Below are 15,972 nucleotides of genomic sequence, written 5' to 3'. Positions count from 1 at the left end.
GAGACCGGATATGCTCTGCGCGCCCGACCGAGGACAGACGGTCCTGACCTACCGTCCGGAGGCGACTCATGGTGTCCGTCCGCCGCCCGTTACCCCAGACCCCGCCGGGGCTCTGGGACCGACCCGAGATGTCCGACGCACTCGCCCGCCGCGACATCGGCGCCGCGTTCAAGATCTACCGCCAGTGGACCGGCGCGACCCAGACCCAGATCGCCGCCGTGTGCGGCCTCCCGCAGTCCCACGTCAGCGACATCATGAACGGCCGCCGCCAGGTCACCAGCCTGGAGATCTTCGAGCGGATCGCCGACGGCATCGGCATCCCCCGCCGACGCATCGGCCTTGCCGAAAAACTGGGCACCGTCCCCGAGCCCCGCAGCGAGCCCGGGACGCCGGCGGCGGACGTGCCGAGCGACATCGTGCGCGTCTACCCCACCCGTGCCGCCGTCCCCGGAGACCTCTGGCGGACCCTGTTCGCCGGCGCGCGCCACCAGGTCGACGTCCTGGTGATCGCCGGCCTGTTCCTCCCCGACGGGCACGCCGACTTCGCCACCGTTCTCCGCCGCAAAGGCGCCGAAGGCGTGACGATCCGCTACGCCCTGGGAAACCCGGATTCCCCCGCCGTCGCCTTGCGAGGCGCCGAGGAGGGCATCGGCGACGGTCTCGCCGCCCGGACCCGGATCACCCTCACCTACCTGGCATCGTTGCGCGACGCCCCGGGCATCGAGCTTCGGCTACACGCCAGCACGCTCTACAACTCCATCTACCGTTTCGATGACGACATGCTGGTGAACACCCACGTCTACGGCGCCCCCGCCGCGCACTCCCCCGTCATGCACCTACGCGCCCAGCCCGGCGGACTCTTCGACCACTACGCCGCCAGCTTCGAGCGCATCTGGGCCACAACCGAAGGAGCCTGACCCCTTGGCACGGATCGACTACTTCAACGACCCGAACGCCCCCAAGGCCAACAGCGTCGTCCCGTCCGTAACCGCCGTCGTCACCGACGAGGCCGGGCGGATTCTCCTGGTCCACAAGACCGACAACAACCTGTGGGCTCTGCCCGGTGGCGGCATGGATCTCGGCGAGTCCATCACCGACGCCGCCGTCCGCGAAACCAAGGAAGAGACCGGCATCGACATCGAGGTGACCGGACTCATCGGGGTCTACACCAACCCCCGGCACGTCCTGGCCTACGACGACGGCGAGGTCCGCCAGCAGTTCTCGCTCTGCTTCACCACCCGCAATCTCGGCGGAGAGCTACGTACCTCCAGCGAGACCAAGGAGGTCAAGTTCGTCGCCCCCGAGGACCTGGACGCGCTGAACATTCACCCGTCGATGCGCCTCCGCATCGATCACTACCTGGAGAACCGGGTCACGCCCTATCTCGGCTGAACCGCCGCGAGCCGTGCAGTCGTGCGCTCCACGGTGCCTTGCAGGTCGGCCCGCGCCCGGGTGATCGACCGGTGCACGATCGATCCGTCGCCGTAGCGCGAGAGGATCTCGGCGATCCGTTCGTCGAAGGTGAACCGCTGGCCCTGCGGACCCGTCGTCATGTCCGCGGCGCACAGCGCGTCCATCACCGGCGACACCTCCAGCTCCCACGCGGAGAGCTCCGCCGTCAGGCCCCGTTCCTCGGCTTCGTACCGGGCGCACGAGTGATGCGCGACCAGGGCACACAGCCGCTTCGGAGCTTCCTGCTCTTCGAGGAACCGGGCACCGTCCACGGGGTGGAACCGTAGGTGACCGATCGGCGGGGCGTACCCGATGTCATGCAGCCAGGCCGCCGCGACGAGCAGGTCACGCTCCTCCGGATCGACGGCCGCGGACACCTCACGGGCAGCCGCCGCCACAGCCTGCACATGCAGCCACCGATCCCCCAACGGGGTCAGCAGCTCGCTCGCCAACCGCTCAGCAACCGCTACCTCCACCCGATCACGGTACGGCGAGCACCACCAGGCCGTCAGCAAGAGCCCGAGACTGCCGAATTGCCCTGGTTGAGATCAAGATGCGGCACTGGCCGCGCCGCGCGACGGCTGCGCGTGGCGCTGGCGCGCCATGCTCGCCGGCCCGTCGCAGCACAGCAGTAAGGTCTAGATCGACTCAACCTAGGACGCAGGGGGACCGTAGTGCCGGAAGACGCTCGAGTCGTGCAGCGCTTCACCGCGGCCCAAGACGCACTCGTGCTACAAGCGTCCGATCTTTCACTCGAAACAATAGCGGCAATGGTCGATAGTCAAGCCATCGACGTATCGCCGCAGTTTCAGCGTCGCGAAAGATGGGATGCCGGCCGACAGTCAATGCTGATCGAGTCGTTCTTGATGAATATACCAGTGCCTCCAGTATATCTATCGGAGGACGATTTCGGCAAGTATTCAGTCATCGACGGAAAGCAGCGCATTACAGCGATTCACGAATACATGCGCGGAAGATTCTCACTGACGATGCTCGAGCGATTTCCCGAGCTAAATGGATATAAGTTTTCCCAGCTACCTCCGCAGCTTAGTAATGCACTATTGGTGCGCCCCTATATTAGGGCCGTAACCCTTCTGCGCCAATCGGACTGGCAAACGAAGTATGAAGTCTTCCATCGTCTGAACAGCGGCGGAGAGCCCCTGAATGCCCAGGAGATCCGAAACGTTCTGTATCGTGGCCCCCTTAACGATCTACTAGTTAAACTCTCCGATGCCCCTTTTCTCCGTCGGCAGCTAAAAATACGCGACGCACGAGCGCCAGCCTACCGGGCTATGGCAGATGTTGAGTACGTACTTCGTTTCTTGACCCTAAAGGACTCTTGGCAGAAATTTTCAGGCGACTTCCGTGAGTCTATGGACAACTTCATGGCCCGCCACCAGAACATCGATAACCACGAACTATCGGGACTTGAAGGTGACTTCAATCGCACACTTCAAGCGTGCGAAGAAATATGGGGTTTTGACGCATTCAAGAGACCGGACAAGGATGGCTGGAGAGACCAGACTCTTGCTGGAATGTATGACAGCCAGATGGTGGCAGTTTCACTGTTCACCGAACGCGAGATCCGGCTCCTAACCGCAGCAAAGGACGACGTTGTTGCCGCGACCCGGGAACTTTTCTCGGACGAGAATTTCGAGGCTGCGGTAAGAGTAGCAACTAACACCCCGGCCCGGGTCAAGTATCGGATCGGGAAGATGCACGCAGCCATGCTTAAGATAGCCCGCTAGAATGTCGAAAGCCCGGGAGATAATTCTTCAGCGACTCGCAACGACGGGATCCGCAATTCAGGAGCCGCTGCTTATCGATCGTACCCTCACAGACAACGAATGGAACGATCGAGCGCGGCTCCTTAGAAATGGCCTGATGGTAGTCGCATTTAACTCATTGGAGGACTTCGTCCGACAAAGAACTGCGGAGCTGCTGAGTTTCGCAAGTCGCACGACGCTAAAATTTGCAGATCTTCCAGCAGAACTTCGCAAGGCTTCGGTTCTTCATGCTTTCCAATCAGCCCACGCATACGCGCAGATGGCAGCACGACAGGGCGAAGATGCAATGGCAATTCTTCAAACTGTTGCAGCCGAGGTAGCTAGCACTGTAGCGGGCCCTCTCTCAATATCTCGATACAGCCTAGGGTACAAAGGATCCAACGTCACTAAAGACGAGATTGGAGGGATGCTAAAAACACTCAATGTTCGCGACGCATGGCGGGAGATAGCCAGCCTGAGTTCCCGTGCTGGGCTTGGCGTAATTGCGATCGATACATCCTACGACCAGGCGCAGCGGCTACGCAATGCTGCGGCCCATCGGCCTGATGCGGGAGTTCAGCCCACAGACCTGGGGTCTTTCTGTCAGACGGCCTTTGCGGTGGCATTTGGGTTCGACGTTCTTGCCAGTCGCGCCGCTCGTCTTATACATGAAGGCGATCGAACGTTCGTAGATCAACCGCAGCAGAAAGTTTCCGGGTCGGTCAAGCTATTGTTTGTGGACGAACGAGGAGGAGAGTTCTTCGTAAAGCGAGAGGGCGGAAGCAGATCCTTAAAGAGATTTACTGATCGCGAGTCCGCGTGGAATGACGCTGTGACACGTGCACGTCAGAGCTGGGAGGTAGTGGTCGAGCGTAACCAAGCCGGTTCCCCAGTTCGGTGGACAAGCACGGATGCCCCCTGAACTGCTGCAATCGCGGACAGCTGCGACCAGGTATAGCCTTCAGCGTACGCAGGCCCGGGGTGATGAACATGGACGCGGACGAGCTCGGCCTCGGTGAACGCGCGGATCAATCATAAACCGAGCGGTCAGGAACCTCGCTGGTGTAGCTACGCCTGTAGCAACAAACACGGACGTCGGTGGACGTGGGCAGATGTCGGCGGACTTCGCGAGCAGGTGGTGTCGCTGGGACACCTGGTACTTTCCGTGCCTTCTAAGCACCAGGTCCAACATCACGACCCACAAGGACGCCGACACCCTCCCTGACCTGCGGCGTCAGGGCAGCTCCGGCAGGTTCTTCCGGCGCACAGCGCGTAGACACCTGATAACTTTCGCCTTTTTACCGGCCGTAGAAGATCCCCGGTTGACGGTGGGACCAGCTCCAGAGCGCGCACCCCTCGCAGGCTCCGCCGCCCCGACCGGCCCGGGTACCAGCCAACGCCGTACGAGCACAGTCTGACCCGTCCTGTCCCGGTGGCACACTGTCCGGGTGAGCAACGGGGTCAACACGCGCAGTACCAGCGGTAGCGGTGTCGGGTGGGACTTCTTCGTCTCCTACACCCAGCCCGACCGGCCATGGGCCGAGTGGATCGCCTGGACCCTCGAAGACGCCGGCTACCGGGTGCTGATCCAGGCATGGGACTTCACCCCCGGGTCGAACTGGGTCACCGGCATGGACCAGGGTGTCGCCGCCGCGGCGCGGACGATCGCCGTCCTCTCGGCCGCCTACACCGGCTCCGTCTACGGCGCCGCCGAGTGGCAGGCCGCCTGGTCCGCTGATCCGACCGGCGCCACCCGCAAACTCCTCGTCGCACGCGTCGAGGACTGCCCCCGCCCCGGCCTGCTTGGCCAGGTCGTCTCCCTCGACCTGTACGGCATCCCCCAAAACACCGCCCGCACAGACCTGCTGCGCACCGCCGACCTCGCTGTCTCAGGCGGGCGAGCGAAACCCGCCGCCGCACCCCCGTACCCTTCCAGAACAGCCATATCCTCACCACCGTTCCCTGAGCCGGACGCTGACAGCGGGCCACCCGGAGGGATCCGTGTCCGGGACGCCCGCGGTCGCGCGCTGGGCGTCCATGCCTCAATCAGAGCCGAAGGGTCGATCGGCGAACTGCCAGAATATGTGCCACGCGATGTCGACTATGATCTTGACAGAAGATTGAGCGCAGGAAAATCAGGTGGATGCTTTGTTCTACTGATGGGCGGTTCGTCCGTCGGGAAGACGCGGACCATCTTTGAGGCCATGCGAAGGATCATTCCGGACTGGTGGATAGCGACGCCCTCAGATAGCAACCAGGTTCGGGATCTTGCAGAGCGACCCCACGGGAAGGTCGTAGTGTGGCTTGATGAAGTGCGCAGATTTCTCGACTCACCGGTGGGACTACTATCTGCGGTCCACCACCTGCTGCAGGATGGTGCGATCCTTTTGGCCACCGTATGGCGCGATGATTATACGTCCTGGGTCAGCCCTACCGGGGACCATCCTGACCCTTACGCTGAACATCGCCAGATCATTGACCTTGCCCATATCATCGACATTCCGGAAGACTTGTCCGAAGCTGAACGCGCGCGTGCAGAGGCGCGAGCCAAAAAGGACCCGCGCCTGCGTCTCGCGTTGAATAGCGAGGATCAAGGTGTGATCCAGGTCATCGCAGCGGGACCGGACTTGGTCCGGCGCTGGGATCAGGCGCCGAATCCATATGGCAAAGCCATCATCACTGCGGCGGTGGACGTGCGACGTCTTGGGGCACGCACTCCTCCCAGCCGAGCGCTCCTTGAGGCGCTCGCCCCAGCCTATTTGAAGCCCACAGAATTGGCGCTCGCTTCGCCGGACTGGTTTGAGCAGGCGGTACAATACGCTACCGCCCAGGTTCGCCGTGCCGCTGCGGCCCTAGCTCCAGTTGGAGAGCGAATCGGGCACACAGCGGGCTATATTGTCGCGGATTACCTATACCAGTACGCTAGCCGCCTTCGACGCAGCGAGACGTTGTCCGATGCCGCTTGGCAGACAATCGCCACATATCACGATCCAAGTGACACTCACCGACTTGCGGAGGCCGCTACCCGTCGTCTACGTTATGAAGACTGCGAGGCGATCTATCTACGAGCAATACAGAATGGCGACACCAACGCCGCCCGCAAACTTATCGATAATCTAACTACGGAATCGCGAATCGATGATGCCATCGAGATTATGAGGCGCTACAAGGTAGCCTGCAGCGGTATGTCCGCGGTCCGCATAGCAGACTATTTGATAACGCAAAACGAGACGGAGGAAGCTATATCTCATCTACACGCCCACGTGGGAAGATGCGGATTCTACGTTCTCAACCATCTGATTTCGACACTGTGCAAGTTGGGGCGCACGGACGAGGCTATTGATGTCCTACGCCCTCACGCCGATGCCTACGTTGAGCCGACATTCGCAGAGATCGCAGCGCAGTACAGCGATCCCGCCCGACGCCCGTCCAGCCTAGTCGACCTGCTTGATTCTATGCCCGACGGTTCGCCCGATCTACTTGCGAAGATGCTGGCAGAAAAAGGAAATATCGAAGAACTACTCCAACGCGAGAAGAATGGAGACAAAGCAGCTGCAGATCGCCTTGACCGACTTCTAGCCGAGGAAAGACGAATTGACGATCTTTACGCACGCCTGAACGGGAGGGGATATTATACGGCCACACTGCTCGCCAAAACACTCATTAGCACAGGTCGGCGAGACGAGGCGCTCTCCTTGCTGAGAGAAAGAGCTGACGGCGGCGATCATCCTGCCGCGCTGATGCTGGCACAACAGCTCGGAGAGTCCGGTCAGATTCAGGAACTTCAACAACGCGCCGATGGGGGCGATGAATTTTCGGCATCCGAGCTTGCCGACAGGCTCGCCGCCCAAGGTGACCTCGATAAACTGCAAGCTCGCGCCAGAGAAGGGGAAGATTCTGCATTCATTCATGTTCTCAATCATTTCCTGGAGACCCCCAGCGAAGAAGGGCTGCACATAATCCGTGAGATCGCCGCCACGCGCACATACCCAAGCATTGAACTAGCCATGATACTTGCAAGAATGGACAAAATTGACGAACTAGAGCTGATGGCTGAGAGCGGCGATAAGTTCATAGCTGGACGGCTGGCCGATACCTATGAACGGCTCGGTATGACTGAGAAACTAAAGGCTCGCGCAGATTCGGGTGACACGTACGCGGCTGGACTGCTGCTAGACCTGATTGAAGGCCGCGGAGGGATCAAAGAGTTGGTCACCGAAGTCGATGCCGGCACGCACGGCGCAGCAGAAAGGCTGATACGGATCCTTAGCGATGAACCTCGCCGACCCTAATCAATAAATTCTACTGTAACCTTCTACCGGGGCGGATTAGTCCGGCCACCCTATCCTGTTTACGCATAGAGCGCACTCCTCGTATCACCATTAACGGCGACCAGCCAGATATAACACGATCACAGTAGCGACGTCACCCAGCGCCATCTTTCCGCCAGACCCCTCGATCCGCAATCTCACCACTAAACGCCAGGCTACAACGGCGCCGAGCCACCAGCAGCTCAGCACAGCGCATCCCAGCAGTGTTTGTCGGTCAGCGAAAATCCGTTCGAGCACAGCGCAGGAAACAAGCCGTCAGACAGCGGAAACCCGCCCCGTCAGACACCTGATAACTATCGCTCCAACGCTCACGCACCACCTGTGAACAGGCAGTTCAGCATTGCGCACCAGCCTCAATTGCTTCTAAGCACCAGGTCGCAGGTTCGATCCCTGCCGGGCGCACCCGACTTTGCCGACAAAGATCGGCATGTGTTGCCACCTGCACTTTTGATGATCATCTGCTGGCGGGCGTCCGGACGGGGCCGAAGACTGCAACGCGTCGACCTGCGGCTTTAGGTTCGAGTCTTGCTGGGTTTCGACACCCAGAGCCCTGCCGAACAGACGTCCATGCCAGTCCGGATCGAAGGGACACGCGGTTAGAGGCCGGCCGCGTCGAGATGGGCGATGAACGTGGGCCGGCGCCTGTGTTCTGTGCGCAGATGCTCGATGTAGGCGCGGAACCCGGCGGCGTCACCGATGGCGAGGTGGGCTGCGCGCAGGTCGCGGAGCAAGCTGACCGCAGCCCGGTAGCTACGTTTGTCCGCCGTGGCGAGGACGCGGGTCTCGATCAGCTTTCGGTAGGGCGCCAGCACATCACCCGGATGACTCGTCCGCCGCAGGTCCAGGAGTTCGGCCAGCCTTCGATCGAAGAGCACGTCGACAGCTGGAGACCGACATCCCACGCCTGGTCGGCCTCGCCTTCGGCGAGCAGGACAGCCACCAGGTCGTCGACGTAGGCCGGCTGCCGAGCGACCCGCGCGCGCAGAACAGCCATTGCCCACGCGGCGAGTCCGGTATCCGCCGCGCATCGCCTCTCGGTGTCGAGCAACGCCCGATAGGCGGTCACCGTAGGCCGGCGCTCGAAGTCGTCCCTGCGCAGGGCGACAGCGGCTGCCGGGTCACCGGCGTCGATCACCAGGTCGACCAGCAAGTCACGGAGACGGTCCTCCTGCGGCCCACCGCCATGCTCGGCCAGGCCACGGCGGGCCCAGTCGATCGCCTCCGCGGGACGGCCAGCGTCCCGCAGAGCCACGACGATCCGTTGGTACTGCCGGGCGCTGGTGAGGTTCTCCGCGAGGACGGCGACATGCCGATCAACGTCACCGGACACCTCGGCGAGCTGTTCCCGCAGGTCCCGGGCCGCGACCAGATGGCCCCAGGAACCGGGCTCAGCCGCGGCAGAACACCGCTCCACCTCGGCGCACAGCTCGGACAGACCCTGGGCGCCCAGGGCGGGCGCGAACTCGGCCAGCCGGATCTCGGGCCAGCCCGGCCCGTCGAAGGACAGCGCTGCCAGCCATCGCGCAAGCTGTTCCGGATCCGGCGGGGCCTCGGTACAGGCACGGGCGTACAGGCTCATCATGTGACGCAGGTCCGTGCCGACGATCCCCGACGAGTCGTCCATGTACATCAACGCCCTGGTCATCCGGTCCACCGCCTTGCGCAGCACCGGCACCACGGCTCGCGCGCCGCCGTCCGCCAGCAGCCGTTCGCAACAATCGGCCAGCTCCAGTGCGGCCTCCGAGTACTCACGCCGACCAGCGCGCGGGTCACGACGCCGATCCCGACGCAACGCGTTCACAAGCGTCGTCAGGTCATCGCTCCCACTCACCCGCTCATCCCACCAGACCAGACGCCCTTGGGGCGGTAGCCGGTGGCCGAACACCACAGGCAGTGGGCAAAACCGATGACAGACCACCGAACGAGATCAATCTTCAGAGTAGACTTCTGAGCTTGTGGACCTGTCGGAACTCCTGGCCCGACCTGAGGGCAAGACCCTCGAGTTCAAGCGTGACCTGTCGTCGCCTCGGGGTGTCCTGCGGAGTCTGGTCGCCTTCGCCAACACCGCCGGCGGTGTGCTGCTGATCGGTGTCGAGGACGGCACACGCCACGTCCGCGGGGTGTCGGAGCCGCTGGACCTCGAAGAACGGCTAGCTAGCCTGATCAGCGACGCGATCGCGCCCCGCATGGTTCCCGACATCGAGATCGTGCCGTGGCGCGGCACGCAGCTCGTCGCCGTGCAGGTCTACCCAAGCCCGTCCCGGCCGCACCACGTCAGCCAGGAGGGCCCGGTGAACGGTGTCTACGTCCGGGTCGGTTCGACCAATCGGCGGGCCGACTCCGACCTGGTCGAAGAACTGCGCCGCTACGCACGGGGCGAAGCCTACGACGAACAGGCAACGCCGGAACTGACCTCGGACGCGATCGACTTCCCGGCGGCCACCGAGGCGTTCAGCCAGTTCCGAGAGCTACGCCCCGCCGATCTGGAAACCCTCAGACTGGTGACGGCACACCAGGGACGGCTCGTCCCGACCGTCGGCGGCCTTCTGCTGTTCGGCCGCGACCAGGACCGTGGCCGCCTTTTCCCCGACGCCTGGATCCAGGCCGGACGATTCCTCGGCACCGACAGGTCCCAGATCGTCGACCAGGCCGAGATCCGATCCAACCTGGTACGCGCGGTGGAAGACGCGCTCGGGTTCGTCCGCAAGCACAGCCTGCACGGCGCCGACATCGGTCCCGTCCGGCGGACAGACCGGTGGAACCTGCCTCCGGTCGCGGTCCGGGAAGCGGTCGTCAACGCGGTGGCGCACGCCGACTACCGGCAGCGCGGCGCACCCATCCGCATCGCGGTCTTCGACGACCGCCTCGAAGTGGAGAGCCCCGGCCTGCTGCAGTTCGGACTGACGGTCGACGACCTCCGCCGTGGAGTGTCCAAACTACGCAACCGGGTCATCGGCCGAGTCTTCCACTCTCTGCGGCTGATCGAGCAGTGGGGCAGCGGCATCCAACGGATGACCGCCGCATGCCTCGACGCGGGCCTTCCCCCACCAGACCTCGAAGAGATCGGCACCCGGTTCCGTGTCACGCTGTGGACTCAGCGCATCCAGCCACCGACCCTGGATGCCAAGGACCGCGCGATCCTCGCGGCCATCCCAACCGGCGGCGCGCTCACCAGCGAAATCGCCAACGCCATCGACCTGTCCACCCGCGCGACGAGGACCAGACTCATCAAACTGGTCGACCGCGGACTCGTCCGTGAACTCGGCGCCGGCCCGCGAGACCCGAAGCGCCGCTACTACCGCTCCCTGTAGCCGGCCCGCCGGCGCTGGCAGCTCGTAGAGCCACCACCAACACGTCCCAGGGCGGAGGCCAAGGCCGAGAGCTTAACTTCCGACTCAGAAGTAAGCTCTGAAGTTCGTGGCTTCCGAGTGCTTCTGAGCACTTCCGAGCACGGGCGCCGCCAGACCGCGCATCACAGGCAGAAGGATCCCCGCCTCCTCTATCCGTAAGCCCCAATGCGGCTCACCACGACCTCAAGGCCACGGATCTCCCAGGCCCCATCGCGTCCACGACGTGGCTTCCGTCCACGCGGACAGGAAGCTCAGAAGCGCCCAGCGTTCCTGTTGCCGGCGTAGCCGGCCCGGCGGATCTTCGCGTGGGCGGGTTCGATGGACACGGTCGGGCCGTTGACCTGCAGGTTAGGTTCGCATTAGTGCTGGTTGGGTGCACCCAACACTATGGTCGGGCCTGTGAGCTGCGAGAACAGGTTCGCGCAGAGGGCGGTAAGGCCGAGGTCCGCTACCACGCCTGCTGATCTCTCGGCGGCTGTGGCCATGCGCAGGGTGCTGGGCCGTCACAGTCGTTCAGGTACCAGGCTCGGTGGCTCCCGGTTCGGTGGGTTGGGCCCAGATGCCCGGACCGAGCAGTTTGGTTTTCTCGATCGGAGGTAGGCCGTCGTCACCGGCGCGGAGGCGGCTGTAGAGGGAGCGCATCGCGGCGCGGTCGGGAAGATGCTCTCCGCCTGCCGCGCGTTCCAGAACGGTCAGCGTGCTCACCAGCCTCAGTCCGCCTACAGATCTTCCCCGCATACGCAGCCGTTCCAGGCGCCTCCGTTCGGCGGTGGCGACCGCGGCGCCCGCGCCGTCGTCGATGAGCACGGTGACCATCGCCCCGGTTTCGGCCGCGACGACGGCGTGCGCGACGACCATGGTCTCGCCCAGGTCTCTGCCGTCCTTCATGCGCTCGTGCACGGGAAGCCGGCTGATCCGGGAGACGACAACCGCGAGCTCCGGGGTGACGTCGTCGGGGAGTATCTCGATCCAGGTCGGCGTCAGCTTGTTCCAGACCGCTTCGGCCGCGCGGAACCGATGGTCGGAACGGGCTTTGCGGATCACTTCCGCGGCGACGGTCTCCGGTGCGCTGAGTCGACCGAGAACGCCGATGAGTAGCCGTTCCTTGTTGACGGCGAGGAAGCTGAGGGCGGGCCCGGCGTCGATGACCGGCCGTGCGGTCACCGTGTGGGGGCCGGGGAGGACTCGCCGTCCGCGTCGTCGAGACCGCTCAGATCGATGTCGACGTCCGGCAGATCGGCGCTGTCAGTCCACGCCCGGGACGGCTCTCCTGCTTCGATGCCTGCTTCGCGGAGCTCCGCCTCAACGGTTGCGACGTCGACGCCGCGGAGCGTAGCCAGAGCCTGCGCGGAGACAACGTGTTCCAGATAGCCGTTGATCGCGCGCGCGAGGAGCCGCTGGGGAGCCCGACGCCGGTCGGACTCGGCCTGCAGGGCACGGTACTGGTCGATCCAGCCGAACCGCGCTGCCAGCCAAGGCGTGGCGACAGCTCGCCACAGCGCTTTCACGGCTTCCGTGATGTATCCAGCCTGCTCCAAGGCGATCGCGGCGATCGGCGTGGATACCAGGAAACGCTGCGTCACCTGTGAAAGCAGCGCAAGGTCCATGTCCTCAGGGCCGCGGTCGCCGAGGAACTCGCGCAGCCCTTCCACGGGTATGAGCAGGTGCCGGGCGAAGGCGTCGGCTCGTACCTCCTCTGGCCGACGCTCGCTCCACGTTCCTTCCGCGGCAGGCGACCAGTCCTCGAACAGGACATGCGCCAGTTCGTGGGCGAGGGTGCTGCGCTGCCGCATCGGCCGGTCGGTACGCGCCACACCGATGAACACCGAGTTCCGGAGCGGGTCGCGCACCGTGAGCCCGTGCTCGTCCGGGCCTGCGTCGAGTACGGCAACGTCGATCCCGGTGGTCTGCTCGACGAGTGACACGAGATCGCCCAAGGCCTGTGCCCCCAGGCGATGGTCGTGACGGAACCGCGCCGCCGCGGCCCTCCCGTCCTGCTCGGCGCTCACGCCACCACCGGGAACGGCGGGATGCCCTGGTCCTCCAGATAGGCGTCCAGATCCAGGTAGTGCAACAGCTCCCGGCGCATCGCGGCCATCTCGGCGTCGTTCGTGGCGTGGGCCGCGTACTGGGCACGGTCGGCCACGGAACCGACACCGGTCAGTTCCGCCACGGAGTGGCCGGTCGCGCCGGCGATCGCGATGATCTCCGTCATCTTGGCTACCCGATCACCAGCGACGATCCGAGACAGGGTCGGCTGCGAGATACCGGTGACCTGAGCCAGGGCACGTTGGGTCAGCTGGGCAGCGTTCATGGCGTGCCTGATCCGTTCGGCCACACCGATCGAATCCATACCGCCACCCCCTTGAATCAGATCAAGCATACCCGATTCAGGCCTGGTTCCAACCCGTTCGACCGCACGCCTTGCAGATCATCGAATCTGCCTTACCCTCGCCACCCCGGCGGGCGTCGGCGATGCGCCGCCAAGGCCGCACCGTCAACGATCTTGATCACTCGACCAAACGCGCCGGCCATGGACAGCGGACACCGAACACCCGAACCAGCAGTGAGATCGCCAGCCGGGCTCGGGATCAGCACGGACGACGACACGGTGGGGCCCGCAGGCTGTCGCACCCCTGCCGCCCCGGCGCCCTGGCCCGCTCACAGTCAGAGCGGGGCTGAACCGCTCGGACGTCCACACACGCGCACCAATACCACCGGCCTACCGGGTTCCTGCCGCATTCTCGTTCCGGGCGTAGCCGGCCCGTCGGATCTTCGCATGGGCAGGTCCGATGGACACCGCCGGGCCGTTGACCTGCAGGTTCAGGTTCGCATTAGTGCTGGCTGGGCGCACCCAAGCTTGCGATCAAGGCCGTGAGCTGCGAGAACGAGTTCGCGCACGGCCCTGACGGCGGAAGTGGGCCGCACCGTACGCCACTGGTCACAGCGGCCGTTGGCCACCAGGCCGGACCGAGGAGCCCCAGGGCAGGCACGCGGTGTACGCAACGGCCGTGCACAGTGTCGGTCACGTCTTGGGCGCGACCCTCGTCGTCGATGCGGGCAGGAGCAGAGCCCGATTCGCCGAGACATGTCCGGTCCTCACCGACGACTCCGGGTCGCCCCTTCAAGGATCTTGGTGATGTCCTCGACGGAATCCCGGGCGCCGGAGGCGACACTCATGACGAGGTCGTAGGCCTCATCGTTGGTCAGCGTCAGGCGACGCCCGTTGACACCGTAGAAGGCGATCAGACCGGCGAGCGCAAGCCGCTTGTTCCCATCGACGAGGGCACGATTGCGGGCCAGCGAATGCAGGAGCGCGGCAGCCTTGCCGTCGAGCGTGGGATAGGCGTCACCACCGAACACCGTCGCCCGCGGGCGCGCGAGAGCCGATTCGAGCAGGCCGTGGTCCCTGACCACCGGCTCGGAGCCGATGGCCCGCTCGGCGATGTACAGCAGTTCACGAAGCTTCAGATAGATCATTCGCCGAGCCGACGAAGCGCCTCCGCGTACCGCGGCAGCTCCTCGTCCAACACCTGATCCAGCAGCTCCGCCCGACTGTGTGCCTCGATGTACTCCCGGATCGCCTCCCGGGCGATCTCCTGCATCGACCGCTGTTCCAACTCCGAACGCAGACGCAGAGCCTCCGCCTCGTCATCAGTCAAGCGCAGTGTCATCGCCACCACCCGACGGTATCACCATTGATACCACCACCGGGACTCGTGCCGTGGTCACGGCGCCCGGTTCCTATCCGATCTTCTTGGCGTTCGCGTCGCCGGCGTAGCCGGACCGCCGGATCTTCGCGTGGACGGGCTCGACGGAAACGGTCGGGCCGTTGACCTGCAGGTTTAGGTTCGCATTGTGCTGGTTGGGTGCACAAACCCCTGTGCCACAGTCCTTTTCACCTCGGCAGACCGTCGCGGTGAGCCCCACGACGGCGCAGACAGCTGGTAATTGTCCGCATCCTGTGGCGCCCTCGGCTCACCCCCGCGATCGAGGAGACACCGACGAACCGGGACGTCTGTCCACCTGATCACCAGTCGCGTACCCACGTCCGGGGCCCACCTTGGTGTCCGTCCGCCGCCTGTTACCCCAGCCCCCGCCGGGACTCTGGGACCGGCCCGAGATGGCCGACGCACTCGCCCGCCGCGACATCGGACCGCCTTCAAGATCTATTGCCGGTGGACCGGCGCGCCCCAGACTCAGATAGCCACGGTCTGCGGCCCCCCGCAGTCGCACCTCAGCGACATCGCCAACGGCCGCCGCCAGGTCACCAGCCTGGAAGGACATGCTGGTGAACACCCACGTCTACGGCGCCCCCGCCGCACAGTCCTGGCCTACGACGACGGCTCGCCAACCGCTCAGCAACCGCCACTTCCACCCAATCACGGCACGGCGAGCACCACCAAGCCGCCCCGGTCTGCGGGACGCCCATGTGACAGCGTTGCGTTTGACGACGAAGGATAAATTACAGTTATCGTGCCGATGCCGACAAGTTGATCTGCGGTGGCGGTGGCCTCAAACCCAGCCGCCGCCACCGCAGATTTCAGTAATCAAACAATCCAGATGGATGACACACGGTCGTTCCATCCGGCGACAGGTCTATCGCCGCCAGACCGCAGTCCCGCGATTCAGTCGACACCCGATTTCGGGTGTACCAGCGCGACGCATTAACTCTAGTACGTACCAACCCTAGTCGGCTCCCACCGTGCCGCGCTCGTGCTTTCCGTTCTTCCAGACACACACCCCGTGCGGTGGAAAGTCGATCCATCCGTCAGTGGCGTTTCTCCCCTGCACCCACTTGGCATTGACGCCCGTGACGTCGGCCTTGTCGGCATGGACAATCCCCCACTGAGCACTTCCAGTATTGATGTTCACGCCGTCCTCGACAAAACTGATGTACCCGTCAGCGGAGCTCCTCCCCTGCACCCACTTGGCATTGACGCCGGTGACGTCAGCCTTGTCGGCATGGACAATCCCCCACTGAGCACTTCCAGTATTGATGTTCACGCCGTCCTCGACAAAACTGATGTACCCGTCAGCGGAGCTCCTCCCTGCACCCNCTTGGCATTGACG

Annotated in this window: 13 protein-coding genes; 5 read left to right on the top strand and 8 right to left on the bottom strand. The window is 64.1% G+C overall.

Annotation, left to right across the window (positions count from 1 at the left end; translation table 11 throughout):
* The first annotated feature begins 128 nt into the window (after nt 1-128).
* Nucleotides 129-917, top strand: coding sequence for a helix-turn-helix domain-containing protein (locus FREUN1FDRAFT_RS17330; RefSeq protein ID WP_232295236.1), 789 nt, complete (start codon nt 129-131; stop codon nt 915-917).
* 4 nt (nt 918-921) lie between these two features.
* Nucleotides 922-1,392, top strand: a complete 471-nt coding sequence (locus FREUN1FDRAFT_RS17325; RefSeq protein ID WP_006541414.1) for an NUDIX hydrolase — start codon at nt 922-924, stop codon at nt 1,390-1,392.
* On the opposite strand, the gene FREUN1FDRAFT_RS17320 is transcribed toward FREUN1FDRAFT_RS17325, so the two are convergent.
* Nucleotides 1,380-1,928: an HD domain-containing protein gene (locus FREUN1FDRAFT_RS17320; RefSeq protein ID WP_006541413.1), complete on the bottom strand. Its 549-nt coding sequence runs from the start codon at nt 1,926-1,928 to the stop codon at nt 1,380-1,382. The genes FREUN1FDRAFT_RS17325 and FREUN1FDRAFT_RS17320 overlap by 13 nt on opposite strands.
* Nucleotides 1,929-2,147: 219 nt before the next feature.
* Here FREUN1FDRAFT_RS17320 and FREUN1FDRAFT_RS17315 point away from each other — a divergent pair, with 219 nt between their 5' ends.
* Nucleotides 2,148-3,200 carry a DUF262 domain-containing protein gene (locus FREUN1FDRAFT_RS17315; protein WP_157474904.1) on the top strand — a complete coding sequence of 351 codons (1,053 nt, stop codon included), beginning with the start codon at nt 2,148-2,150 and terminating at the stop codon, nt 3,198-3,200.
* Between the two features lie 1,466 nt (nt 3,201-4,666).
* Nucleotides 4,667-7,510: a TIR domain-containing protein gene (locus FREUN1FDRAFT_RS41610; protein WP_006541410.1), complete on the top strand. Its 2,844-nt coding sequence runs from the start codon at nt 4,667-4,669 to the stop codon at nt 7,508-7,510.
* A 635-nt stretch (nt 7,511-8,145) separates the two neighbouring features.
* Here FREUN1FDRAFT_RS41610 and FREUN1FDRAFT_RS17300 read toward each other — a convergent pair.
* Together FREUN1FDRAFT_RS17300 and FREUN1FDRAFT_RS17295 are read right to left on the bottom strand one after the other, a co-directional pair.
* Complete coding sequence (locus FREUN1FDRAFT_RS17300; protein WP_006541409.1) at nt 8,146-8,361, bottom strand: hypothetical protein; 216 nt, start codon at nt 8,359-8,361, stop codon at nt 8,146-8,148.
* Nucleotides 8,337-9,380, bottom strand: a complete 1,044-nt coding sequence (locus tag FREUN1FDRAFT_RS17295; protein ID WP_006541408.1) for a lipopolysaccharide assembly protein LapB — start codon at nt 9,378-9,380, stop codon at nt 8,337-8,339. Before FREUN1FDRAFT_RS17295 ends, FREUN1FDRAFT_RS17300 begins: the two co-directional genes overlap by 25 nt.
* Nucleotides 9,381-9,504: 124 nt before the next feature.
* On the opposite strand from FREUN1FDRAFT_RS17295, the gene FREUN1FDRAFT_RS17290 reads away from it, so the two are divergent.
* Nucleotides 9,505-10,860, top strand: a complete 1,356-nt coding sequence (locus FREUN1FDRAFT_RS17290) for a helix-turn-helix domain-containing protein (RefSeq protein ID WP_006541407.1) — start codon at nt 9,505-9,507, stop codon at nt 10,858-10,860.
* A gap of 552 nt (nt 10,861-11,412) precedes the next feature.
* Here the strand turns inward: FREUN1FDRAFT_RS17290 and FREUN1FDRAFT_RS17285 are convergent.
* The 5 genes from FREUN1FDRAFT_RS17285 to FREUN1FDRAFT_RS17265 all read right to left on the bottom strand — a co-directional run bounded on the left by FREUN1FDRAFT_RS17285 (nt 11,413) and on the right by FREUN1FDRAFT_RS17265 (nt 14,573).
* Complete coding sequence (locus FREUN1FDRAFT_RS17285) at nt 11,413-12,063, bottom strand: hypothetical protein (protein ID WP_006541406.1); 651 nt, start codon at nt 12,061-12,063, stop codon at nt 11,413-11,415.
* The gene (locus FREUN1FDRAFT_RS17280) at nt 12,060-12,908 is read right to left on the bottom strand and encodes an ImmA/IrrE family metallo-endopeptidase (RefSeq protein WP_006541405.1); all 849 of its coding nucleotides are present in this window, start codon (nt 12,906-12,908) and stop codon (nt 12,060-12,062) included. The genes FREUN1FDRAFT_RS17285 and FREUN1FDRAFT_RS17280 overlap by 4 nt, the downstream gene beginning before the upstream one ends.
* Nucleotides 12,905-13,252, bottom strand: a complete 348-nt coding sequence (locus tag FREUN1FDRAFT_RS17275; protein WP_006541404.1) for a helix-turn-helix domain-containing protein — start codon at nt 13,250-13,252, stop codon at nt 12,905-12,907. The genes FREUN1FDRAFT_RS17280 and FREUN1FDRAFT_RS17275 overlap by 4 nt, the downstream gene beginning before the upstream one ends.
* A gap of 746 nt (nt 13,253-13,998) precedes the next feature.
* The gene (locus tag FREUN1FDRAFT_RS17270) at nt 13,999-14,379 is read right to left on the bottom strand and encodes a type II toxin-antitoxin system death-on-curing family toxin (RefSeq protein ID WP_006541403.1); all 381 of its coding nucleotides are present in this window, start codon (nt 14,377-14,379) and stop codon (nt 13,999-14,001) included.
* Nucleotides 14,376-14,573: a ribbon-helix-helix protein, CopG family gene (locus FREUN1FDRAFT_RS17265; protein WP_006541402.1), complete on the bottom strand. Its 198-nt coding sequence runs from the start codon at nt 14,571-14,573 to the stop codon at nt 14,376-14,378. The genes FREUN1FDRAFT_RS17270 and FREUN1FDRAFT_RS17265 overlap by 4 nt, the downstream gene beginning before the upstream one ends.
* Nucleotides 14,574-15,972 lie beyond the last annotated feature (1,399 nt).

Source organism: Parafrankia sp. EUN1f (genome assembly GCF_000177675.1).
Taxonomy (GTDB): Bacteria; Actinomycetota; Actinomycetes; order Frankiales; family Frankiaceae; genus Parafrankia.
This window is presented reverse-complemented; position numbering and strand designations above follow the sequence as displayed.

Bases quoted from the DNA above. Each gene is read 5' to 3' on its own strand.
- FREUN1FDRAFT_RS17265 (WP_006541402.1), bottom strand. From the start codon at position 14,573: ATGACACTGCGCTTGACTGATGACGAGGCGGAGGCTCTGCGTCTGCGT.
- FREUN1FDRAFT_RS17270 (WP_006541403.1), bottom strand. From the start codon at position 14,379: ATGATCTATCTGAAGCTTCGTGAACTGCTGTACATCGCCGAGCGGGCC.
- FREUN1FDRAFT_RS17330 (WP_232295236.1), top strand. From the start codon at position 129: ATGTCCGACGCACTCGCCCGCCGCGACATCGGCGCCGCGTTCAAGATC.
- FREUN1FDRAFT_RS17275 (WP_006541404.1), bottom strand. From the start codon at position 13,252: ATGGATTCGATCGGTGTGGCCGAACGGATCAGGCACGCCATGAACGCT.